Consider the following 22388-nt stretch of genomic DNA (forward strand, 5'->3'; position numbering starts at 1 on the left):
CGTTGGGTGCGGTCACGCGTCCCTCCCGGCGCGGCGGTCCCGCCACGCTTTCACATGTTGGTAGGCGCCGAAGGCAGCGCGGTGGGCACGCCCAGCCAGGGTCGGAGCGAAGGCGATCAGGCGCTCCCGGTCGACACTTCCGGTCGCCAAGTAGCGCTTGACGTCGTCAGCGTCTCCCAGCAGGTTCACTGCAGCGAAACCGGCGTTCCAGGCCACTTCCAGGTTTCGGAAGTGGAGCAGCTTCCCGACCCCGGTCTTGCGCACGGCCTCGTCGAAGCACTTGTTGTAACTGAAGCATCGCCGTCCCTTGACGATGTCCAGATCCCACGCCACCGGCCGGCCGTCGATCCGTGTCAGGACCAGATGCACCTGCGCCGCGCGGATGGCGGCCATGGCTTGCTCGCGGCGTGCGCTGTTGAACAATCCCACGTCCCGTTTCCAGCTCCGGCTTTCCACGTCGGCCAATTCGTCAACCAGCGCCTCCGGAAACGGCCCGGCGTGACGCACCTGCTCGACATCGCCGAGGGCGGCAAGCTTGCGCTCTGAAGCCGCCAGCTTGCGAAACTCTGAAACATGGTGCGCCCGGAAATGGTCCTCGAAGCGTCCGCGCTCGGAGCACGGCGGGAACCCGACCACCGGGCTGCGCCGACCCGGGATGGTCTGGACGGTCCAGCCCTCACCGCCGAAGCGCTCTCGCAACCCTAGGGCGGTCACTTCTGAATTCGGCAGTTCCACGGACAAGGCATGGAAGCCGAACCTCGTCAGGGCCGCCGGCAACGTCGCGATCGCCGCAGCAAGCTCGGAGCCCGGTCCCACGCCGACCGTACTGACCTCCGAATTGATGTAACCGCCCAGGACCATCCACCCGGGAGCCAGGGAGGCAAACGGCACCCAGGTCTTGCCATTGCGCAGGCAGCCCAATCGATCACCACGGTCAAGGCGCAGCCAAGGCAGCGACATGAAGGGATCGTTGTCGACACCGCGAGCCAAGGCGGCCTCGGCCTCGTCGGTCAAGCCCACGCCCGGCCGCCCAGCCAACTGCCAATCGGGTCCATCCATGGACCCCTCCTCCCTCACGAGTATTTCGGTACGCAGCCAAGGCATGGGACATCCACGAGCTTCAGTTCACTGGGCTGAAGGACAATGTCCTCGAAGGAATAGGAGACATAGGCCAACAGGGTCCCCAGGAACCCGGAGACGATGACAAACAGGGGCAACAGGATGATGAGTTGCGGCCAGACCGGGTCGTCGTCCGTGAACGGTTCGCGGATCACCGAGATGGTGTTCGTGGAGTGCTCACGCAGGATGTTTTGAACACGGATTTCCTGGGCCTTCCGAGAGAACGCCAAATAGGACTCGCGAACTAGGTCGGCGTCCTGTTCCATCGTGTCCAGGGTCTGCTGATCGGTGGTCATCTCGATCAGCCCTTGTTTCAGGGATTGTGCTGCTTCGCGATGCAGGGCAATCCGTTCTGTCAGGGCCTCCATTCGCCCGGTGAAATACCCGACCTTGGCATCCTGATAGCGCTCGTAGAGCGACTGAAGCACGGTTTCCAGGCTCCGCCGACGCGGCGAGCCCGGCGGCAACTGGGCGATCTCGGCTTCCTTGGCGACAATCTCGTCGGACAGCATGGCCGTGATGGGGTTGGCCTGCGAGATTTCCTGACCGATAGCCAGGATGTTGGGGCCAGTCGTTGCGCTCCGCATCTGCAACTTGGCCTCCTCCAGTTCCCCCTCCAGGTTCCGGATCGCTTCGCTGTGGGCTTCGATGCCAGCGGTGAACTCAGACCGCAGGGTATCAACGTCGGCCAAGTCCCGCGCGCGGCGGAAGCGGGTGATCTCGTCCATCAGGGCGTCGTAGGTGGCGCGTTGGGCTGCAGCGTCGGCGGCGTAGACCGACACCGCGTTTTCGGACCCAAAGATCCTCGCCCGGTCATTCAAATAAGCATCCACCAGCAGGCGCTGGATTTCAACAAGTTTGGACCGATCAAAAAAGCTAACCTTGACCTCAATGATGTGAGTTCCCTCCAGTGGGGCGGCAACAATTAAGCCCCGTAGCCCCTGCATCTTGGCACGCCAGACATTTAGCTCGTCGATTTCCTTCGGAGTCCCAACAGGAAACGGGAATATACCTGTTATGAAGTCCTTAATTTGGCCCGTGATCGCAGCCGCTTGGTCCTTGAATGCGCGCACCCAGGCCGGCATGTAATCGACAAAGTTGGTGGAAAAATCAGGATGGCGGGCTTCCAGTTCGGTCAATACATTGTCCAGCACCGTATCGCTGACCAAAACTTCCATCTCATTGGCCAGGAATTCAGCGTTCATGAAGGGTTGGTTCATGAACACGCCGGTGTCGGGCAGAATGCGCGAGGTATCCACGTCCGGCGCCTGAACCAGCACTCGGAAATGGCCGACGAAAAGGCGTGGCGACGCCGCCATCAGCACCGCCAGGATCACGAGGCTGAACAAAACCATACTGACAATCATGGTTCTTTTGTAAAAGAAAACCATGAGAGCGGTTCTTAGGATTTCGGAGTATTGCATAGGTCCCGTTCGCCTTTCACGGGTTCAGTCTGCGGTTACCGGCGAAGCGGATAGCTCAGGCTGGCGCCGCCGGTGAAGCCGTTCAGCAAGAGGATGTCGGCGAGTTCGCGCATCTTTTCCGCGGTTATCGACAGGCCGGAGCGCGGCACATACACCACGTCGTCGGACTTCAACTCCAGGATCGACGTGCCGCCGGCGAGGAACAGCATTTCCGTCTCGAACTTGCGGAGTTCATAAGTGCCATCGTCCTTCCGCAGCAGGTAGATGGATTCCAGATCCGCATCATCCCTGTACCCACCGGCCTGCGCCACGGCTTGCTGCAGCGAGACTGTGGTGGTGATGGGATAAGCGCCAGGTTGAGCCACCGCGCCGAGAACATAGACGTTGACCGGTTGGGTTTCCAGCAGGCCAAGGGTGACCCTCACGTCGCCCCATCCCGCCTCCGCATAGCGGTCGTTGACCTCCGCTTCCACCTCGTCGACCGGCCGGCCAGCCGCAGTGAACGTGCCGATTCCCGGTAGGGAACTCCTACCGTCCGGTCCGACCCTGGCGAGCCATCGCTGACCTTCGTCGTTCGAGCTAATGACGGCGCGCAGTTCGTCACTCCGGGTGTGGGACCGCACGATTCCGAAGAACACGTCGTTCGGCGGAAAGATGTTGGCGTAGCCCCCGGTCACGACGCCACGGGCCTGACTGGCGGTCATTCCCCCGATCTTTACGTCGCCGAGATACGGCAGGGACACCTTGCCATCCGTGCGGACGGTCTGGGTCACGTTCAAGTCAGGCGCGGTCGCGAACCGAACCTCGACCTCGTCGCCACTCCGAAGGTTAAACGTTCCTTCTTGGTTCAGGAAAAAGTAAGCGGCGGTGACAACGTCGTAGGGCCGCAGATTGTAAAGAGTCTCGCTCCCCAAAAGACTTGCGGGAGTCTCCGCTTGAAGAGACTCCCCCAGAGTTTTCGGAAATGTCTCGGCGCATCCTCCGAGAATAAATATGAGTCCAATGCCGACGGTGATCTGGCGTACAGCAAGCGTCATAGCAGCGTTTTTCCAAGAATGTACCGCTCAAGGACGTACTGCCCGACATCAGAAGCCGGTTCGAAGAAAACGAGAACTTCGTGCTTGGTCCCGGGGCGATTAAGTGGGTTCACACGAACCACCCTGCACCGCGCCGAACGGATTTGCCAAAGACCACGCCGTTTGCGCCGTACCTCAAAGACAACAACGTCACCCGCAGAAAGGGCAACGTCAACGGACGTTAGCGTACAGGCATGGTCATCAATGTCAAGGACGTTGCCGATGACTGTTTTTTCACCATCCGCACCATGCCGCGTCAAGGTGACGCGACCTTCGGTTTTACACCGATAACTCTGCCGGCGGTCGTGGGTTAGCCAGGCGCCTGGGGCTGAGTGGTGCATCAGAAGGCTCACTCCCAGGCGTGCCATCGCGCCCCCACACAGCGCGGCAAGCCTGAACGAATTCGGCGGCTCGACATTCGGCCTCAAGTAAAGGTGCCGGAAGAACCGGTATCGGATCCGCTGCGAGGCGCCGTGCGGCATGTATAGCTGGACGGGACCGATCAGGCCCGGCTTGTAAGGCGGTCTCTCGACGATGCAGGGCAGAATGTCGCGGTGCTCGTGAAAGAAGGCATGGCGGATGGGGCGCGGCCCAAAAAGACTCATTTCGCCCATGGCCACGTTCCAGAGCTGCGGTAGCTCGTCGATGCGAGTCGCCCGCAGGTACCGACCAAGCGGCGTGACATCGTTACTGCGGGCCTGCAGAACCTGGCCGCGCACCCTCTGTTCGGCGCCGTTCTCAAGCGTCCGGAACTTCCGGATCAGGAAGTCCTGACCGAACTGGCCGATCCGGCGGCCGCTGTAGATCACGGGGGATCCTTGGGCGAAGTAAAGAGTGATCGCGACCATAAGCATAATTGGCGAGGCAAGTATCAGTAGTCCGCAGGCAACGATGCGTTCCAGTAGGTTGGAGAAATTCGTCCGGCCGCCTCCCTGATACAACCAAGGCGGAATGGCGGTTGTGGTCACGTTTTCAAGCGAGTGCACTTTTCTGACCTTTCGGCAAAGCGTGGAAGTGAAGCAACGGTCCATTTGGCCGCAGGACGCTGCCGTTCCAGAAACGCAAATGTAATAGAGAGTTGGAAGTGGTGCACAGTTTCAAGAAGTATGTTTAGCAGCGTGAGATGCCACAATCAACCGGACATCTGTTGTATGATTCTATAGCTTTCGTCCATAATTTTCCTGGGCTCTTATGGCGTTAGATATATGCCGTTGGCCTTGATTGTCGTCGTGGAGATCGAAATCGGGAGCCGGTGAAGGATCGAAGCACGTTTTCGGTGTGGCTTTCGGAGATTGGTGCCTGACACCGGAACCGCGGGCGGGCGACTCCGGCGTGCCATCGGGAGAACGCCTCTCAGCGGGTCAGCATGGTGTCCATGGCCTTGTCCCAGGTCGGACCGGCCGGACAGCCCGGCGCGCTGCGCGCGCGGGATCGTGATGGCGGTGATAGCCAGCATAGGCGTCGGTCTGCAAGAGGTCGGTTCATCCGTCCATGCGCAGGGGTGTTCCTGGCTGTGGTCGGGGGGCTGGATCTACGCCGCCGGTGCCTCGGGCCCGCCGAGCGGCGAAACCGGGCCGCCTGAGCTGCGAAAAACGACCGGTAACGGAGCCAGGTCGTTCCTGGGGCCGATGATGATGGCGCCCGGGCCAAAGTTAGGCGGAAGACCGCCAAACCCGATCACTCGGAAACGGACTTTGGGCAAATCGGGCCGATTGCGTCCGTTTTGACTCACCCATCGTGCTCTGGACTTGTGACATGAAATCAAATCGTCGTCGCGATCCGTTCCGGATCGCTCGGGATTGGCTCGATCTTGACAAACGCAGTCGGCTCAGCGCGCGGCCTTCTGCCACAGCACGGTGTGCCGCCCGCGCACGTGCTGCAGGAAGCCGTAAGCCAGCCCCAGATTGCCGACGGTGATGTAGTAGGCGAGCGTTGCTGGCCGCCAGCGGCGATTCGGGGTGCGGCTTAGGATCGCGCCGACCGCCGCCAGAGCATAGAACGCCGCCTGCCCGGTCAGTGTTAGTAGCATCAACCAGCTGACCGGCGAAAAGAACAGGACCGTCAGGTTTCCAAGCAACGCCGCGATCATGAAGAACGGCAGCAGCAACCGCAGATACTTGTGTGAGAAAAGAAAAAAGACTGTGAACGGGCTGTTCCAAGGCCACTCGCTGAACCGCATCATGTGCTGGTAGCGACCGCTGGTGATCCGCTTGCGACGCCTTAGTTCATCCTGCATTGTTCGGGACGAGCGGCGCCAGCAGTGCGCCGTCGGCTCATAAAGGACGCGGAAGCCCTGGCGCATGATGTGTAGCATCAGGAAGCTGTCGTCATTGATCAGACCAGCCGGTATTGGTGCGAACAGTTCGCGCCGCAGGGCCAGCAGCGACCCCACAACGCCGGTGGTGGAGGCAATGCGGCTTTCGGCCCTTTTCAGGAATGCTTCATAGCGCCAGTACAGCCCCTCCGACCCTGAGATATCGGAACCGTCCCTGGCTGGCTCCGGGGCGACATGTCCGCTGACGCAGCCAACACTGGGATCGTCGAAATGGCGGACCAAGTGCGTCAGGGCATCGCGCGCCACCATGGCATTTGCGTCGGACACGAGCAGAATTTCGCCCCGGGCCTGCTCGGCTCCGCGGTTCAGAGCGTTGCCCTTGCCTTGACGCGGGCTGACTTCGACCACGACTACGCCGCGATCCTCAAAGCGCCGAGCAATGGCTTCGGTCCCATCGGTCGATCCGTCCGAGACAACGATGATGTCCAGGTGCGGGTAGTCCAGATCCAGCGCGTTGTTGAGCTTGTCTTCGATCACCGCAGCCTCGTTGTAGGCCGCGACAAGCATGCTCACCCTGGGCTGGCCTGACCCGGTCTTGGTCGGGCGCGGGGCGACCTTGGCCAGGATCCACAGGACCGCAGGATAGCCGAGATAGTGATAGACCAGGGTTGCGATGCTGGCCAATACCAGGACCGTCAAGCTACCACTCATGCTCTTTCCTGCGCGTGCGAGGTGGATGTTTGCTCGCGCGTATATCAGCAGCACGGGCGCCCTTCAAGAGCGCCGGCCGACGGTCAGAAGTTCTCATTTTGGAGCTGTCACCGTTCAGCCGGCTTTCGCTGGGTGTCTGACAGGAGCGCCACGCGCGGATCGGACTCCCTCCCCTGGATAGGGGAGGGCTGGGGTGGGGTTGATGCGAAAGGAGAAAGCGGCGCGTTCATAAACTCGCCCCCCTCCCAACCTCCCCCCGAAAGGGGGGCGGAGTCCGAGCGGCGCTGTTCGGTCCTTGATCGTCCAGCCAAAATGAGAGCTGCTGGCCGACGGCTCCACGCGGTAAAGTGCGGCGCCGGGAGGTTTGGACGACAAGCGTTCGTCGTGGTCTGCGGGATCAGGCGTTGACTGCGGCGTCAGGGCCGAAACGCTCTGACGCCGCGCCCAGCCCCAGGGAAAGAGGTCGTCGATCCCGGTCGCGGGCGCCCAGGACGGACTCCAGGCGGTGTGCTTCAAGGGCGGCGGTGGTGGGGTCCAGAGTTGATGCCGCGCGCCGTGCCCACGCAGTCGCGGCCGATGTGGGCGCGGTGCCGCAAATGATCGACGATGGGCAGCTCCGCGGTGACGTCCGCCATGTTGGGCGGCGCCATCTCGAACCAGACCGGGCGCCCGTCGCTGTACTGACGCTGGAGTCGCGAACGAGGCTGGCGAATGGTGATGGGGCCTTCCCGGGCGGTGCGGCGGCCTGATTTCGTCCGCCGAAGGCCTTTTCGGACCCAGGGTGGGTACGCCACCTTCCGCAATGCACGTTTGACAGGCTAGAGTGGGCCGCGATCTCGACCCTCATCGGACCCGTCCATGCTCCGCTCCCTTCCCAACGCTCTCACCCTCGGCCGCATCGCGCTGATCCCGGTCGTCATGCTGCTGATCTATATGCCCGGCGACGCGGCGCGCTGGGCCGCCGCCGGACTGTTCGTGCTGGCGGCGGTGACCGACTACCTCGACGGCTGGCTGGCACGGCGCCTGGACGTGGTTTCGGAGATCGGCCGGGCGCTCGACCCCATCGCCGACAAGCTGCTGGTTGCTGCGGTTCTCCTGATGCTGGCTGGGGTGGGCCGCCTGAGCGACCTCGCCCTGATCCCCGCCGTCGTCATCCTGTCGCGCGAGATTCTCGTCTCCGGCCTGCGCGAGGCGCTGGCGGGCAGAAATGTAGTGATGCCAGTGACCCGGCTGGCCAAGTGGAAGACAACCGCCCAACTCGCCGCGCTGCCGCTGCTGCTGGTGGGGGACGCCGGGTCCGTCATCGGCCTGTCGCTGCAAGGACCCGGGGAAGCGCTGCTGTGGATCGCGGGAGGGCTGACCGCCCGCACCGGGTATACCTATGTCATGCAGGCCCTGGCCCACATGCGGGAGGCGCCGTCGTGACCTCGGACTGCTTCGCCGTGCCCGGGGGCCTGATGCCGCTCGACGACGCGCTGGACGACCTTGCCCGTCGCCTGTCGCCGGTGGTGGTGCCGGAGCGGGTTCCGCTGCGCGCGGCGGTCGGACGGGTGCTGGCCGCCGACATCGTCGCCGCCGTGGACCACCCGGGCCACGATGCCTCGGCCATGGACGGTTACGCCGTCCGCCATGCCGACCTGTCCGAGTCAGCGCCTGTGATCCTGCCGCTGTCCGGGCGGGTGGCGGCCGGCCATCCGCTGGCCCATCCGCTGGCCCCGGGCACGGTGGCGCGCATCTTCACAGGCGGGGTGATGCCGGAGGGCGCCGACACGGTCATCATGCAGGAGGACGTCACGGAGACGGCCGACGGACGCGCCACCCTGCCCGCCGGCGTATCCCCGGGCCGCCACGTGCGCGCCGCCGCCAGCGATTTCCGCGCCGGCACGACGGTGCTCACCGCTGGGCGCCGGCTGCGGGCGCCAGACATCGCGCTGGCCGCCGCCGCCGGCCAGACCCACCCGCCGGTGTTCTCGCCCGTGCGGGTGGGGGTTTTCTCGACCGGTGACGAGGTGGTGGAGCCGGGCCGACCGCTGCCGCCCGGCGGGCTGTATGACGCCAACCGCTACGGCCTGATGGCCCTGGCCGAGACGCTGGGCGCGGCGGTCAGCGACCTGGGTCACCTGCCCGACGACCGCGCGGCCATCCGCGATGCCCTCGACGGCGCCGCCGATGACCACGACGTCCTATTGACCTCCGGCGGGGTCTCGGTGGGCGGGGAGGACCATGTGCGCGACGCGGTGAGCGATGTCGGCGCGCTGCATTTCTGGCGGCTGGCCATCAAGCCGGGCAAGCCGGTGGCGCTGGGCCGCGTGCGGGCCGCGTCCTTCATCGGGTTGCCCGGAAACCCGATCTCGGCCCTGGTCACCTTCCTGCTGGTGGCGCGCTCCATGATCCAGCGCCTGGGTGGGCAGACCGTGGTCGCCCCGGCCCGGTACCCGGTGGCGGCCGGGTTTTCGCTGCCGGCCACGGGCGCGCGGCGCGAATTCCCGCGCGGTTGGGTGGAAAACACCCCGGACGGACCCCGCGCACGGTTGTATCGCTCCCAGGACAGCGCCATGATCGCCTCCATGAGCGCGGCCGGCGGCCTGCTGGACATCCCGGCGAACAGCCCGGCCATCGCTCCCGGCGATCCCGTGTCGTACATCCCCCTGGCCGAGGTGCTGACATGAAGGTGCTGTATTTCGCTTGGCTGCGCGACCGCGTCGGCACCGGCGAGGAGACGGTGGACCCACCGCCGGAGGTCCGCACCGTCGGCGACCTGATGGCTTGGCTCACCAGCCGCAGCGACCGCCACGCCCGGGCGTTCAGCGATCCCGCCATCGTGCGCTGCGCCGTGGATCAGGACTTCGCCGACGTGAACGCACCGCTGGACGGTGCGGCGGAGGTCGCCTTCTTCCCCCCGGTGACCGGGGGTTAGGCCGTGATTCGGGTGCAGACGGAGCCGTTCGACATCGGCGCGGAGGTCGGGGCTTTTTCGCGCGGCACCGGGCGCATCGGCGGCGTGGCGACCTTCGCCGGGCTGGTGCGCGACTCCCTGGGGGAGCGGCCGGAAGGGGCTCCGCCGGTGCGTGCCTTGACCCTGGAGCACTACCCCGGCATGACCGAACGCCAATTGGAGCGGATCGAGGCCGAGGCGCGGCGCCGCTGGGAGCTGGCCGATGTGCTGGTGATTCACCGCGTCGGCCGCATGGAGCCGGGCGAGCCCATCGTGCTGGTGTGCACGGCGGCGGCGCACCGGGGGGCGGCTCTGGACAGTTGCGCCTTCCTCATCGACTGGCTGAAGACCAGGGCACCGTTCTGGAAGCGTGAGGAAACTCCGGACGGCGATCACTGGGTCGCGGCCCGCGCCAGCGATGATGACGCGGCCAAGCGGTGGGACCGAGACGGGTGTTCGTAGGGCGGGTTCGCGCTTTTGGCGCAACCCGCCATGAGCGTTTATTTTCCGGCGGATTGGCCCGCTACGCGGGCCGAATCCACCCTACGCGTCCCGACCCCGCTCCACCCCCGCCATCCGACACGCGGCCTCCACCGTGTTGTCGAGCAGGCAGGCGATGGTCATCGGCCCCACGCCGCCCGGCACCGGGGTGATGGCGCCCGCTACCTCTTTCGCCGCGTCGAAGTCCACGTCGCCGACCAGCCGGCCCTTCTCCTGGCCCGGCTCCGGCGGCAGGCGGTTGATGCCGACGTCGATGACCGTGGCCCCCGGCTTGATCCAATCGCCCTTGACCATCAGCGGCCGGCCGGCGGCGGCGACCAGGATGTCGGCGCGGCGGCATTCCTCGGCCAGATCGCGGGTGCGCGAATGGGCCACGGTCACCGTGCAGTTGGCGGCCAGCAGCAACTGCCCCATCGGCTTGCCCATCAGGTTGGAGCGGCCCACCACCAGCGCCCGGGCGCCGGTCAGGTCCCCCAGCACATCCCGCAGCAGCATCATGCAGCCCTTGGGCGTGCAGGGCACCAGGGCCGGCGCGCCCGACGCCAGATTGCCGACGCTCACCGGATGCAACCCGTCCACGTCCTTGGCGGGGTCGATGGCCTCGACCACCCGGTGCGGGTCCAGCCCGGCCGGCAGCGGCAACTGCACCAGAATGCCATGCACGGCCTCGTCCGCGTTCAGGCGGCCGATCAGGGCATCAAGCTCCGCCTGGGTGGTCTCGGCCGGCAAGCGATAGGTGGTGGAGGCCATGCCGGCCTCGCGGGCCATGCGCTCCTTGCTGCGGACATAGACCTGACTGGCCGGGTCCTCTCCCACCAGGATGACCGCCAACCCCGGCACCAGACCACGCCCGGCCAGCCCCTTGACCTCATCAGCGAGGCGCGCGCGCAGACCGGCGGAAAAGGCTTTGCCATCAATGATGTGGGCAGGCATGGTGGCTCCGGAAGCAAGGGTCGGGAGAACGGCGGGCGGCCGGACCATACGCCGTGACGCGGCGCGAGGGAAGGCGTTTCCCGATCCGATGTCCGGCCCTCCGCTTTGTGCCCTTTCCGCCGCCGACACGACCGGGATCCACCGCCATGAACGCCGACCCGAATACCCCCTTTATCCTGACCATTCAATGTCCCGACGGTCTGGGCGTCCAGGCGGCGGTCATGGGCTTCCTCGCCGGCCATCAGGCGTTCATCACCGAATCCCACAGTTACGGTGACCCGCTGACGGGCCGGTTCTTCATGCGGGTGGTGTTCCGCGCCGGGCATCCCAACATGCCCGATCTGGAGACCCTGCGGATGCACTTCCAGACGGTGGCCACCAACTTCGGCATGGACTGGGGCCTGCACGACGCCACCGACCCGCCCCGCGTGCTGATCGCGGTGTCCCGCTTCGGCCACTGCATGAACGACCTGCTGCATCGCTGGCAATCAGGGCAGCTGCAGATCCGCATCCCGGCCATCGTCTCCAACCACACCGAGTTGCGCGGCTTCGCCGAGTGGCACGGGATTCCGTATCACCACCTGCCGGTCACGCCGGACACCAAGCCCGAGCAGGAACGGCACATCCTCGATCTGATGGACAAGCACGAGATCGATCTGGTCGTGCTCGCCCGATACATGCAGGTGCTGTCGCCGGAGATGAGCGCCGCCCTGAGCGGGCGCTGCATCAATATTCACCACTCCTTCCTGCCCAGCTTCAAGGGCGCCCGGCCTTACCAGCAGGCTCACGCCCGGGGCGTGAAGCTGATCGGGGCGACCGCGCATTATGTGACCGCGAACCTGGACGAGGGGCCGATCGTCGAGCAGGAAGTGGTGCGGGTGGACCACACTCACACCGGCGAGGAACTGGTGCGCATGGGCCGCGACGTGGAGACCGTCGTGCTGGCCCGGGCCGTGCGCTGGCACTGCGAGCGCCGGGTGTTCATGAATGACCACAAGACGGTGGTGTTCAAGTAACGCCGGTCCCAGCGGGCGGAGCGCCCGGTTTCGCGCGGCGTCGCCCATTCTGCCCAATCATTGTGCAGTCCGGTCCAGTGTCGCCCACATTTTTATCATGGATTGCCGATTGTGGAACGGGTCTCCCCGGAGCCGTTTCCGGTGAGGTCCTGTATTCTATTGAGTCTCATGGATATTTCTCCGGTCAACGCGAGTTGGCACGGCACTTGAACAGCATAGCCCACGACGCCAAACCGCCCCGATCCCGTGACGGGCGGGGACCCGGGCGGCGCGACACCAGACGTTTGATTGGGGGTACAGGCTATGAAATTGATCATGGCGATCATCAAGCCCTTCAAGCTCGACGAGGTCCGTGAGGCTCTCGGCGCGTTGGAGATCCAGGGGCTGACGGTCTCCGAGGTCAAGGGCTTCGGACGACAGAAGGGCCAGACCGAGATCTATCGGGGTGCCGAATACCAAGTGAACTTCCTTCCCAAGGTGAAGATCGAGATCGTCGTTGCGTCCGACATGGTCGAACGCGCGATTGAGGCCATCCAGAGTGCCGCCCGCACCGACAAGATCGGTGACGGCAAGATCTTCGTCCTGGACGTGGAGAAGTCGGTGCGCATCCGCACCGGTGAAACCGACGCTGACGCCCTGTAGGAGGACCGCATGATGACTCGCAACACGACGCAGCTCGCGCTCGCGGCCGTCGCCGGCGCGGCCGCCATGGCGGTCGCTGCTCCGGCAATGGCCCAGGACGCGACCGAGGCGGTCGCGGCCGCCTTGCCGGTGGCCCCCGAAACCTCGTTCATTTTCAACTCGTTCTCGTTTCTTGTTCACGGCTTTCTGGTGATGTGGATGGCCGCCGGCTTCGCCATGCTGGAAGGCGGCCTGGTGCGCTCCAAGAACACCACCATGCAGATGACCAAGAACATCGCGCTGTATTCGATCAGCGGCTTGATGTACTGGGTGGTCGGCTACAACCTGATGTACAACGGCGTTGACGGCGGTTACTTCGGGATTCCCGGCCCCTGGAGCGCCAGCGATCCCATCACCGACGGCGCTTTCACGGGCGATGCCTCCGGGTACGCGGCGGCCTCCGACTGGTTCTTCCAGATGGTGTTCGTGGCCACCGCCGCCTCGATCGTCTCCGGCACCCTGGCCGAGCGCATCAAGCTGTGGCCGTTCCTGATCTTCATCGTCTGCTTGACCGGCTTCATCTATCCGATTCAGGGTGCGTGGCAGTGGGGCGGCGGCTGGCTGGCCGAGGCTGGCTTCAGCGACTTCGCCGGGTCGACGCTGGTGCACTCCGTGGGCGGCTGGGCCGCGCTGGCCGGTGCCATTCTGCTGGGCGCGCGCGCCGGCAAGTTCGGCCCCGACGGCAAGGTGCACCCGATGCCGGGCGCCAACCTGCCGCTGGCCACCCTGGGCACCTTCATCCTGTGGCTGGGCTGGTTCGGCTTCAACGGGGGCTCTCAGCTCGCCCTGGGCAGCGCCGCCGACGCCATCGCCATCGCCACCATCTACATGAACACCAACCTGGCCGCCGCCGCCGGCGTGGTCATCGCCCTGATCGTCACCCAGGCTATCTACGGCAAGGTTGACCTGACCATGGCTCTGAACGGCGCCCTGGGCGGTCTCGTCTCCATCACCGCCGAACCCCTGACGCCGTCGCCCATGATGGCGGTCATGATCGGTGGCATCGGCGGCGTGCTGGTGGTCATGGCGGTGCCGCTGCTGGACAAGCTGAAAGTCGACGACGTGGTCGGCGCCATTCCGGTCCACTTGGTGTGCGGCATCTGGGGCACGCTGGCGGTTCCGCTGACCAACGACGGCACCAACTTCGGCTCTCAGATCCTGGGCATCGTCTCGATCGGTATCTTCGTCTTCGCCGTCAGCATGGTGATCTGGTTCATCCTGAAGATGACAATGGGCATCCGGGTGTCCGAAGAGGAAGAGGCCATCGGCCTGGACAAGGCGGAACTGGGCATGGAGGCCTATCCCGAGTTCGGCCGCGGGTCCCAGTCCATCTAAGCGCACCCGAGACCGGTGGTCCGGCTTGCCCTCGACCCGGGCCGGCCGGGCCGCCACACCCGCACCTGGAGCGGGTTGCGACCCTCTCCAGGCGCGCGTTCCTTCCTCCGCTTGCCCCGGGGCCGTGTGCCCCGGGGTCTTTTTTGAACAGGCGTTGCGTGCGCGACATTGCACCACGCCAAAAGTCATAAGGGCACTCTTTGGAAGCACATACCTGCGAGTGCCTTCCTGACGTCAGTCTCTGGTGCTATATTGAAACGTAATCGAGCATACGCATAAGATTCAACATTTCACTTGTTCAACAAGGTTTTGTCAATGCGGCCAACAACCAAGGACACCGGTCACGCGGCGTTGTTGTGGATTTTGTTCGAGAGCAGAGATCGCTACCGACTGGAACCCGATGTTCATCAGCGCATCCTCGGCACAATTCTGAGCCTTCCAGACGGGATGGCAACAAAACGGAAGCTGCAGAAGACCATCCGGGTTGCCTGCGATGAACTCTACCGCGACCAGACGAACCTCGCGCTGATGGATCTGGTGGACCGGTACCGGTCTTTTCAGGCCACCATGGTCCGGTCCACGGAGCCCTGCATGCCTCCGGCCATGGGGCGGTGGGCCCCGATGTCTCTGGTGTGGCCGGCCGGATAGCCCGCCAATCGCGCCCCTTGTCGATCCGCACCGGCCGACCCGCCATGTCCCCGCGAAAAGTCTTGGGCCGGGCGGGGGGTTCGCGCCTATACTCCCGGCCATCAAGGTGACGACTCAGGGAGCGTGGTCGGCGTGGTGCGAGGAGGAGACGGACCCCAGTTGCCGGGACGGCTGGCGTTGGCCCTGATGGCGACCCTGCTGGTCGTCCCTCCGACGCCCGGTTCGGCCGACGTTCTCAGTGCCCGGGATCTGGCGGGCACCGGAGACGGCTTTCGCGATTTCGATCTCGGCAGAGACAGCGCACCGGCGATAGGCCCCACCAGTGGCGGGATCTTGGGTGGACTGGCGCCGCCGTCGGGCAACGCTCCCGACATCCGCCTCAACCCGGTCCCTGAGGCCCCCGGCGTGACCGGAACCCTGCCCAACACACCCCGTCTGCAGCCGGTGACACCCATCGCCGTGCCAACGCCCCGCCTGCGACCGGTCCCGGACTCCCTGCCAGCCCTGAACGCACGCTCCGCCGCGCCACCGTCCGTCCCTGCGGGAACCGGGTCTCCGTTGAGCGGGCCTGCGCCCGTGTCCGCACCGTCGACCACGCCATCGTCACCCCCTGAGGCCACCACGGCGGATCAGCCCGAGCCGACCCTGATCCGCGCTGATGAGCTGCGCTACGATCGCGACATCAATCTGTACCGGGCGCGCGGCAACGTGGAGTTGACCAGTGATGGCCGTGTCGTCATGGCTGATACGGTGTCTTACAACGAAAAAACCGACATACTGACCGCGAATGGAAACGTGCGGGTCGTCGAAACGGACGGCACCGTTTACTTCGCGAACTATATCGAATTGTCGGCTGATTTCAAGGACGGCTTCGTGCGCGACATGTCGGTTCTGCTGGCGGATCGCTCGCGCATCGCGGCCGTCCATGCGACACGAACCGCCGGCGAACGTAAGGATTTCTGGAGAGGCGTCTACACGGCGTGTGATACCTGCCCGACTGCGGAGGGATCGCCCTGGCCGACCCTGAGCGGCAACCGGGCCGGCACCCGAGAGCGCCAACGCCCGACCTGGCAGATCCGGGCCGCCCACGTCACGCATGACGAGGTGGCCCGGGATCTCATCTACCGTGACGCCACGTTGGAACTGTTCGGCATTCCTGTCGCTTACACCCCCTATCTGACCCAACCCGATCCCACGGTGTATCGCCGCAGCGGTGTGCTCATGCCGACATGGGGCATGAATGGCTCCGGAGACCAGAATCAGACCGCGACCATGGGGTACTGGGTTGAGATCCCGTACTACATGGTCATCGACGATCAACAGGATGCCACCATCCGCGTCCGCGGCATGTCCGAGGAAGCGTGGCTGCTCGACCCCGAATACCGGCTTCGCTTTGCCGAGGGTGAGTTGGCGGTGCGCGGCAGCCTGACCGACGACAGCCGGGAAGGTCTCTCCGGCCACCTGGAGAGCCGCGGGCGCTGGCATATCAACGATGTCTGGCGGGCGGGGTTCGACAGCGAGATCGCCAGCCATGACGGCTACCTGGACAAGTACGGATACTCCGAGCCCAATTGGCTGACCAACCACGGTTGGGTGGAGGCCTTCTCGGACCGAAGCTATGCGTCCGTGGAGGCGTTTGCATATGATAGAACTGCGGTTGGCTTCAGCGACCGCGCCAATCCGGTCGTGCTGCCGCTTGCCACCTACGACTACATCAGCGAGCCCGTGTTTTTGGGCGGTCATGCCGTTCTGAACGGCGGCGTTCAGCACATCGACCGTGAGACCGGCGCAAGAAGTGCTCGCATGTCCGGTTCCCTGGGTTGGACACGCCCCGGGACCCTGGACTGGGGCCTCGCTTATGACCTGGATGCCCGCGTCAATGCAGACGTTTACCTGATTGAGGGCGCCAATACCGTCGCCGGCGTTCCCGGGTCCGGCTTTGACGGAACCCTGTCCCGGGCCTATCCCTCGGCCCGGGTCCGGGCGCGCTATCCGATGGTCCGCGTCGCGACCAGCCATAGACAGGTTCTGGAGCCGTTCGTCACCGTGGCGTTGTCGCCGCCGCACCTGAACAGCCGTCATATCCCCAATGAGGACAGTCAAGACCCGCAGTTGAACCACGCGAACCTGCTGACAGGCGACCGCACGGCGGGTCGTGATCGGGTGGACGACGGCGTTTCCGTGAACTACGGCGTGCAGTGGACCTATATCGAACCCGACGGAGGCAAGATCAGCGCCAGCGTGGGGCAGGCTTGGCGACCCTACGGATCGGACTTCTTCCCCTCCAGCGCCGGTTATGGCGAGGGGCTGTCGGACATCGTGGGCAACATCAACTTTCGGCCGAACCCGTACATCGACCTTTACTACAATTACCGTCTGGACACGAAGGACCTGATGCCCAACAGGTCCATGCTCGGGTTCAGTCTGGGCCCACCGATTTTACGCCTGACCGGTACCTACCTCGCGGTCGGGAATGCGGAAGCGGGAACCGGCCAGGGCCTGGACGACCGCGAGGAACTGACCCTGCGTGCAAGCACGGCTTTCAGCCGGTATTGGAACGCCTATGTCGGCGGTCGCTATAACATTGCGACCACCCGCATGGTGAGTACATCAAGCGGAGTGTCGTATAATGACGAGTGCCTTACGGTCGGGCTGGCATACACCGAATCGTACAACGGGGTAGGCAGCGACGACGATGAGACCAGTCTCGTCCTACAAGTGCTCCTCAAGACCCTGGGCGAGATCAGATACTAGCACCGAGGAGAAACGCCCCGATGCGTTTGCTTGAAGCGTTTACCACGACCGGTCCAATCCGGAAAATCCGCGTGCCTCTTCTTGCCGCCATGGCTGCGGCGCTGTTTTTTGTCGGCCCGGGATCGGTTGATGGCGCGCGCGCCCAACCTTCCGCCGACATGGTGCTGCGTATCGCGGCCGTGGTGAACGATGACATCATCTCGGTCTATGACATTGAGGCCCGCACCGATCTCCTGGTGGCCTCCTCAGGCATGCCGAACACGCCCGAGATGCGCGGCCGCATCCGTGATCAGGTGCTGCGTGCCCTGATCGATGAGACCCTGAAACTCCAGGAGGCCGAACGGCTTGAACTGGGCGTGACGGATGAGGAACTGGCGCGGGCCGTGCGTCAGGTCGAGCAGCAGAATCGCATCCCGCCGGGTGGGTTCGAAGATTTCATCCAAGCCACCGGCGTGGACCGCGAGACAACCATGCGCCAGATCCGCGCCGAAGTCGCCTGGATCAAGAGTATCCGCGTTCTGTTTGCCGGTGAGGTGAACATCACCGAGGAACAGGTCGACATCGTCGTGAACCGCCTTCAGGCGGCACGCGGCAAGCCCGAACACCTCGTCAACGAAATTTACCTGCCCGTGGACAATCCGTCCGAAGAGGGGCGGGTCCTGGAAAACGCACAACGCCTCCTCGCCGAACTGCGGGCCGGCGCATCCTTCGCACCCCTGGCCCGGCAGTTCTCGCAAAGCCCATCGGCAGCCAAGGGCGGACGGCTTGGATGGGTGCGTCAGGGGGAGTTGGAGACCACCCTGGAGCAGGCCCTTCAGGCCATGCCGGAAGGCGCCATTTCCGAACCGATCCGCACCGTGGGAGGCTTCCATATCCTCCAATTGGTGGATCGCCGGTTGACGGCCGAGCCCGATCCCGACAAGGCCCGCCTGAGCATCAGCCAGCTTGCCCTGCCTTCATCCGGGCCGAAGGCTCTTTCCAGCGCAACGCGGGAGGAGGTCAAGACCGTGGTGCGTCAGAACGTGCAGACGTGTGAGGACCTGAACGCGTTGGCCGAGGAAATGGACGTTCCCAACTCTGGCGCCGTCGGATCGGTGCCAGTGTCGAGCCTGCGGGGACCGATGCGCGATGTCCTCCTCGGGCTTGGCGAAAATCAGGTGTCGGAACCGCTGCGCACGCCGAACGGAGAGTTGATCCTCATGGTATGCAAACGCGAAGTGCCGGGCGGCATGCCGACGCGTGAGGACATCCGTGAGCAACTCCGACAGGAACGCCTTGAAGCCCTTGCCAACGGGCATCTACGCACTCTGCGCCAACAGGCGCTGATCGATATCCGTATTTGAGCCGCCCACCTGATGTCTCGGCCTTTCGCCCCCGCGCCGACCGGCGGCGCTCCGCCCCTCGCCCTGACCATGGGAGAACCGGCCGGCATCGGCGCCGAGATCGCGCTCGCCGCGTGGCGTCGACGGCTGGAGCCTGCGGTGCCGCCGTTCGTATTGCTGGATGATGCCGACCGGGTCGAGGCGTTGGCGGCCGACCTGGGCTGGACCGTTCCTATCGCGCGCGTTGAACGATCCTCCCAGGCCCCCGACCGATTTGCGGACGCCCTGCCGGTTCTGCACCGACCGCTGCCCTCGCGGGTCCGCCCGGGACATCCCGACCCCGTCAACGCCGGAGCCGTGCGCGACGCCATCGCCGAGGCCGTGGCACTCGTCACGGGCGGGGATTGCGCCGCCGTCGTGACCAACCCGATCAACAAGGGCGTGCTGCAAGGCGCCGGCTTTCCCTTTCCGGGGCATACCGAGTTTCTGGCCGATCTGGCGGGAGAGGGCTTACCGGCGGTCATGATGCTGGCCTGCGATGCCCTGCGGGTTGTCCCGGTCACCATCCACATTCCGCTGGCCCGGGTGCCGTCCGCGCTGACCACCGAGGCCATCGCTACCGCCGGCCGGATCACGGCGCGGGCGCTGGCCCGGGATTTCGGGATCGCGGCGCCGCGTCTCGCGGTGGCCGCCCTAAACCCGCACGCCGGGGAGCACGGGCGCATGGGGGACGAGGAAGGCCGCGTCATTCAGCCGGCGGTCGATGTCCTCCGGGCCGAGGGCGTCACCGTGTCGGACCCGGCCCCGGCGGACACGCTGTTTCATGCCGGCGCCCGCGCCCGATACGACGCCGTTTTGTGCATGTACCACGATCAGGCGCTGATCCCGCTGAAGACCATCGACTTCGCCGGCGGCGTGAACGTCACGCTGGGCCTGCCCTTCGTGCGCACGTCGCCCGACCACGGCACCGCGTTCGACATCGCCGGGCAGGGCAGGGCCGACCCGACCAGCCTGATCGCCGCCCTGCGCATGGCCGCCGAGATGGCCGCCCGCCGCGCCGCCACCGCCCCGCCATGACCGAACCCACGTCCCTCCCGGACCTGCCGCCGCTACGCGAGGTGATCGCCCGCCACGGCCTCGACGCCCGCAAGGCGTTAGGGCAGCACTTCCTGTTCGACCTGAACCTGACCCGGCGCATCGCCCGCGCCGCCGGCGACCTCACCACAGGCACGGTGATCGAAGTCGGCCCCGGCCCGGGCGGGCTGACACGGGCGCTGCTGGAACAGGGCGCGCATGTCATCGCCATCGAGAAGGACAGCCGCTGCGTCGCCGCGCTGGAAGAGTTGGGCGCCGCCTTTCCCGGCCAGTTGTCCGTCATTGAGGGCGACGCCTTGAAGCAGGACATGGCCAGCCTGGGCGAGCGGCCACGCCGGGTGGTGGCCAACCTGCCCTACAACGTCTCCACCGGCCTGCTGATCCAGTGGCTGCACACCATTCAGGCGTTCGATGTCCTGGTGCTGATGTTCCAAAAGGAAGTGGCGGATCGGCTGTGGGCGCGCCCCGGTCTGCGGGGATACAGCCGCCTGTCGGTCATCACCCAATGGCTGTGCGAGGTCAAACCGCTGTTTGACGTCAACCCGCGCGCCTTCACGCCGCCGCCGAAGGTGAACTCGGCCGTCGTGCGCCTCACACCCCGACCCGAGCCGTTGCTGGACGTACCCATCGGCGCCGTCGAGCGCGTCACCGCCACCCTGTTCGGTCAGCGCCGAAAGATGGTGCGCGCCCCCCTGAAGGCGCTGGGCGATCCCGAGACGATCTGCGCTGCCTGCGGCATCGATCCGACCCACCGCGCCGAGCAGTTGCCGGTCGAGGCGATCCTGAGGGTGGCTCGGCATGTGAGCGGGTGAGGGGCGGGTTACTCCTCCCCCCGCATGGCGTTGACGAAATCGACCATGCCGAGTTGCCGTCGGCGCCGTAGCCGCTCGGCGGTCAGGATGGAACGGACCCTGGCAATGGCCACGTCCAAGTCGGTGTTGACGACGATGTAGTCGTACTCGGCCCAGTGGCTCATTTCGTCGGCGGCCTTGGCCATGCGCCGTTGCACCACGTCGTCCGGGTCCTGGGCGCGGGTGCGCAACCGGCGCTCCAGTTCCTCCGTCGAGGGCGGCAGGATGAACACCCGCACCAGATCCTGCGGCACCTTGTCCGTCAGTTGCTGCGTGCCCTGCCAGTCGATGTCGAATAGCACGTCCCGTCCGGCGCTCAGTTCGTCTTCGACCTGTTGGCGGGGCGTTCCGTAAAAGTTGTCGAAAACGCGGGCATGTTCCAAGAGTTCGTCGCCCTCCACCATCTTCCGATAGCGCTCAAGGGAGACGAAATGGTAGTCGCGCCCGTCCACCTCACCGGCGCGGGGTGGGCGCGTGGTCACGGACACCGACAACCGCAAGGCCGGGTCCTCGGCCAACAGCGCCCGGCAGATGGTGGACTTGCCGGCGCCCGACGGCGAGGACAGGACCAGCATCACGCCGCGCCGATGGATCGGCCGGCCGGTGTGATCGACATTCAGGGCATGAAGGGTGACGGCGTCGGTCATGGGGGCTACTCGATGTTCTGGACCTGCTCGCGCAACTGGTCGATGGTCGCCTTCAACTCCAGGCCGATGGCGGTCATGTCGGTATCGGCCGCCTTGGAACACAGGGTGTTGGCCTCGCGGTTGAATTCCTGGCACAGGAAGTCCAGTCGGCGGCCCGCCGCCCCGGCGCCGTCCAGAAGATCGTGAGCCGCCCGGACGTGGACGGCCAGACGGTCCAGTTCCTCGCGCACGTCGGCTTTGGTGGCCAGAACGGCGGCCTCCTGCACCAACCGCTCTTCGAAGGCCGCGCCGGGCTGGCTCGGCCATGCCTCCAGCAACGCTTCGACCTGACCGCGCAGGCGCGCGCGCAGCGCCTCCGGCTGCGCCGACGCCAGCGACGCCGCCTGCCCCCGCAGGTCATCGATGCGCGTCAGAAGCGAGCGCAGCACCGGATCGAGCCGTGCGCCCTCCGCCGCCCGCGCCGCCACCAACCCCGCCAGCGCCTCCTCCAGGCCGCGCAACAGAACGGCGTCCCGCTCGGCGCGCAGGGCCTCTGCGTCCGGCCCGACGGGCGCCCGATCCCCGGTTTCGAGAACACCGCGCAATGCCAACAGGCCATCGATCCTGGCCGGGGCGAGGCCGGGCCAGTGCGCGGTCATGTCGCTGGCCATGCTGGCCAGCATGTCGAGGTATTCGCGATTGACCGTCGGCGCCGATGCCTCGCGCGAGGCCTCCAGCGCCAGCCCCAGCGTCACGTTTCCGCGCGTCAGCACCCGGCCGGCCATCGCCCGCGCTGGTCCGTCCAGCGAGTCGCACCCTTGAGGCAGACGGACTCGCAGGTCGAGCCCACGCCCGTTGACGGCGCGCAGTTCCCACGTCCACGTTCCCCCCAGCGGCCCCTCGATATATCCCTGTGCCCGGGCGAACCCGGTCATGCTGGCGATGCTCACGCGCGACTCCTCGCTTCCGACACGGCCGGCACGGCCGATGCGTGTTATAGCCAGCCGGCCCCGAGGGGAGCAACCGTGCCCTGAGAGCTTTGGCGGAGATCGATCCGATCCGAAACACGGCTTGCGCCCGCTCCGC

21 protein-coding genes are annotated in these 22388 nt (G+C 65.5%); 12 read left to right on the forward strand and 9 right to left on the reverse strand.

Going from position 1 to position 22388, the window contains the following annotated elements; translation table 11 throughout:
• Nucleotides 1–12 precede the first annotated feature (12 nt).
• From BLS85_RS08860 to BLS85_RS19620, 6 genes are all read right to left on the reverse strand, one after another.
• The gene (locus tag BLS85_RS08860) at nt 13–1059 is read right to left on the reverse strand and encodes a GNAT family N-acetyltransferase (protein WP_176793528.1); all 1047 of its coding nucleotides are present in this window, start codon (nt 1057–1059) and stop codon (nt 13–15) included.
• Between the two features lie 14 nt (nt 1060–1073).
• Complete coding sequence (locus tag BLS85_RS08865; RefSeq protein ID WP_143027141.1) at nt 1074–2510, reverse strand: GumC domain-containing protein; 1437 nt, start codon at nt 2508–2510, stop codon at nt 1074–1076.
• 68 nt (nt 2511–2578) lie between these two features.
• Nucleotides 2579–3580 (reverse strand): polysaccharide biosynthesis/export family protein, encoded by a 1002-nt coding sequence (locus BLS85_RS08870; RefSeq protein ID WP_092785348.1) that lies wholly within the window; start codon nt 3578–3580, stop codon nt 2579–2581.
• Nucleotides 3577–4605, reverse strand: coding sequence for a sugar transferase (locus BLS85_RS08875; RefSeq protein WP_281242522.1), 1029 nt, complete (start codon nt 4603–4605; stop codon nt 3577–3579). Before BLS85_RS08875 ends, BLS85_RS08870 begins: the two co-directional genes overlap by 4 nt.
• 842 nt (nt 4606–5447) lie before the next feature.
• Nucleotides 5448–6605 (reverse strand): glycosyltransferase family 2 protein, encoded by a 1158-nt coding sequence (locus BLS85_RS08880; protein ID WP_092785352.1) that lies wholly within the window; start codon nt 6603–6605, stop codon nt 5448–5450.
• A gap of 512 nt (nt 6606–7117) precedes the next feature.
• A complete protein-coding gene (locus BLS85_RS19620; RefSeq protein ID WP_281242523.1) occupies nt 7118–7240 on the reverse strand; it encodes a hypothetical protein in 123 nt (40 codons plus the stop codon).
• A gap of 223 nt (nt 7241–7463) precedes the next feature.
• Here BLS85_RS19620 and pgsA point away from each other — a divergent pair, with 223 nt between their 5' ends.
• Genes pgsA through BLS85_RS08900 form a run of 4 tightly spaced genes read left to right on the forward strand, consistent with a single transcriptional unit; the run spans nt 7464 to nt 10002 of the window.
• Complete coding sequence (gene pgsA / locus BLS85_RS08885; protein WP_092785354.1) at nt 7464–8030, forward strand: CDP-diacylglycerol--glycerol-3-phosphate 3-phosphatidyltransferase; 567 nt, start codon at nt 7464–7466, stop codon at nt 8028–8030.
• On the forward strand, nt 8027–9274 hold the full coding sequence (locus tag BLS85_RS08890) for a molybdopterin molybdotransferase MoeA (protein ID WP_245699153.1): 1248 nt from the start codon (nt 8027–8029) through the stop codon (nt 9272–9274). Before pgsA ends, BLS85_RS08890 begins: the two co-directional genes overlap by 4 nt.
• Nucleotides 9271–9522, forward strand: a complete 252-nt coding sequence (gene moaD / locus BLS85_RS08895; RefSeq protein ID WP_092785356.1) for a molybdopterin converting factor subunit 1 — start codon at nt 9271–9273, stop codon at nt 9520–9522. Before BLS85_RS08890 ends, moaD begins: the two co-directional genes overlap by 4 nt.
• Nucleotides 9523–9525: 3 nt before the next feature.
• Nucleotides 9526–10002, forward strand: coding sequence for a molybdenum cofactor biosynthesis protein MoaE (locus BLS85_RS08900; protein ID WP_092785358.1), 477 nt, complete (start codon nt 9526–9528; stop codon nt 10000–10002).
• Nucleotides 10003–10083: 81 nt separating this feature from the next.
• On the opposite strand, the gene folD is transcribed toward BLS85_RS08900, so the two are convergent.
• The gene (gene folD / locus BLS85_RS08905; RefSeq protein ID WP_092785360.1) at nt 10084–10974 is read right to left on the reverse strand and encodes a bifunctional methylenetetrahydrofolate dehydrogenase/methenyltetrahydrofolate cyclohydrolase FolD; all 891 of its coding nucleotides are present in this window, start codon (nt 10972–10974) and stop codon (nt 10084–10086) included.
• Nucleotides 10975–11120: 146 nt separating this feature from the next.
• On the opposite strand from folD, the gene purU reads away from it, so the two are divergent.
• From purU to rsmA, 8 genes are all read left to right on the forward strand, one after another.
• Nucleotides 11121–11990 (forward strand): formyltetrahydrofolate deformylase, encoded by an 870-nt coding sequence (gene purU, locus BLS85_RS08910; RefSeq protein ID WP_092785362.1) that lies wholly within the window; start codon nt 11121–11123, stop codon nt 11988–11990.
• A gap of 303 nt (nt 11991–12293) precedes the next feature.
• Nucleotides 12294–12632 carry a P-II family nitrogen regulator gene (locus BLS85_RS08915; protein WP_092785364.1) on the forward strand — a complete coding sequence of 113 codons (339 nt, stop codon included), beginning with the start codon at nt 12294–12296 and terminating at the stop codon, nt 12630–12632.
• Nucleotides 12633–12641: 9 nt separating this feature from the next.
• Nucleotides 12642–14006 carry an ammonium transporter gene (locus tag BLS85_RS08920; protein WP_342729414.1) on the forward strand — a complete coding sequence of 455 codons (1365 nt, stop codon included), beginning with the start codon at nt 12642–12644 and terminating at the stop codon, nt 14004–14006.
• Nucleotides 14007–14321: 315 nt separating this feature from the next.
• On the forward strand, nt 14322–14654 hold the full coding sequence (locus BLS85_RS08925; RefSeq protein WP_092785366.1) for a hypothetical protein: 333 nt from the start codon (nt 14322–14324) through the stop codon (nt 14652–14654).
• Between the two features lie 159 nt (nt 14655–14813).
• Nucleotides 14814–17408, forward strand: coding sequence for an LPS assembly protein LptD (gene lptD / locus BLS85_RS08930; RefSeq protein WP_092785368.1), 2595 nt, complete (start codon nt 14814–14816; stop codon nt 17406–17408).
• A gap of 71 nt (nt 17409–17479) precedes the next feature.
• Nucleotides 17480–18751, forward strand: coding sequence for a peptidylprolyl isomerase (locus BLS85_RS08935; RefSeq protein ID WP_176793530.1), 1272 nt, complete (start codon nt 17480–17482; stop codon nt 18749–18751).
• 12 nt (nt 18752–18763) lie between these two features.
• Complete coding sequence (gene pdxA, locus BLS85_RS08940; RefSeq protein WP_092785372.1) at nt 18764–19807, forward strand: 4-hydroxythreonine-4-phosphate dehydrogenase PdxA; 1044 nt, start codon at nt 18764–18766, stop codon at nt 19805–19807.
• Nucleotides 19804–20637: a 16S rRNA (adenine(1518)-N(6)/adenine(1519)-N(6))-dimethyltransferase RsmA gene (gene rsmA / locus BLS85_RS08945; protein WP_092785374.1), complete on the forward strand. Its 834-nt coding sequence runs from the start codon at nt 19804–19806 to the stop codon at nt 20635–20637. Before pdxA ends, rsmA begins: the two co-directional genes overlap by 4 nt.
• Before the next feature lie 8 nt (nt 20638–20645).
• Here the strand turns inward: rsmA and gmk are convergent, their stop codons facing one another.
• Nucleotides 20646–21323, reverse strand: coding sequence for a guanylate kinase (gmk, locus tag BLS85_RS08950; RefSeq protein WP_092785376.1), 678 nt, complete (start codon nt 21321–21323; stop codon nt 20646–20648).
• Between the two features lie 5 nt (nt 21324–21328).
• Nucleotides 21329–22252: a YicC/YloC family endoribonuclease gene (locus tag BLS85_RS08955; RefSeq protein ID WP_245699154.1), complete on the reverse strand. Its 924-nt coding sequence runs from the start codon at nt 22250–22252 to the stop codon at nt 21329–21331.
• Nucleotides 22253–22388 lie beyond the last annotated feature (136 nt).

The sequence above is a fragment of the Rhodospira trueperi genome (assembly GCF_900101965.1).
Taxonomy (GTDB): Bacteria; Pseudomonadota; Alphaproteobacteria; order Rhodospirillales; family Rhodospirillaceae; genus Rhodospira; species Rhodospira trueperi.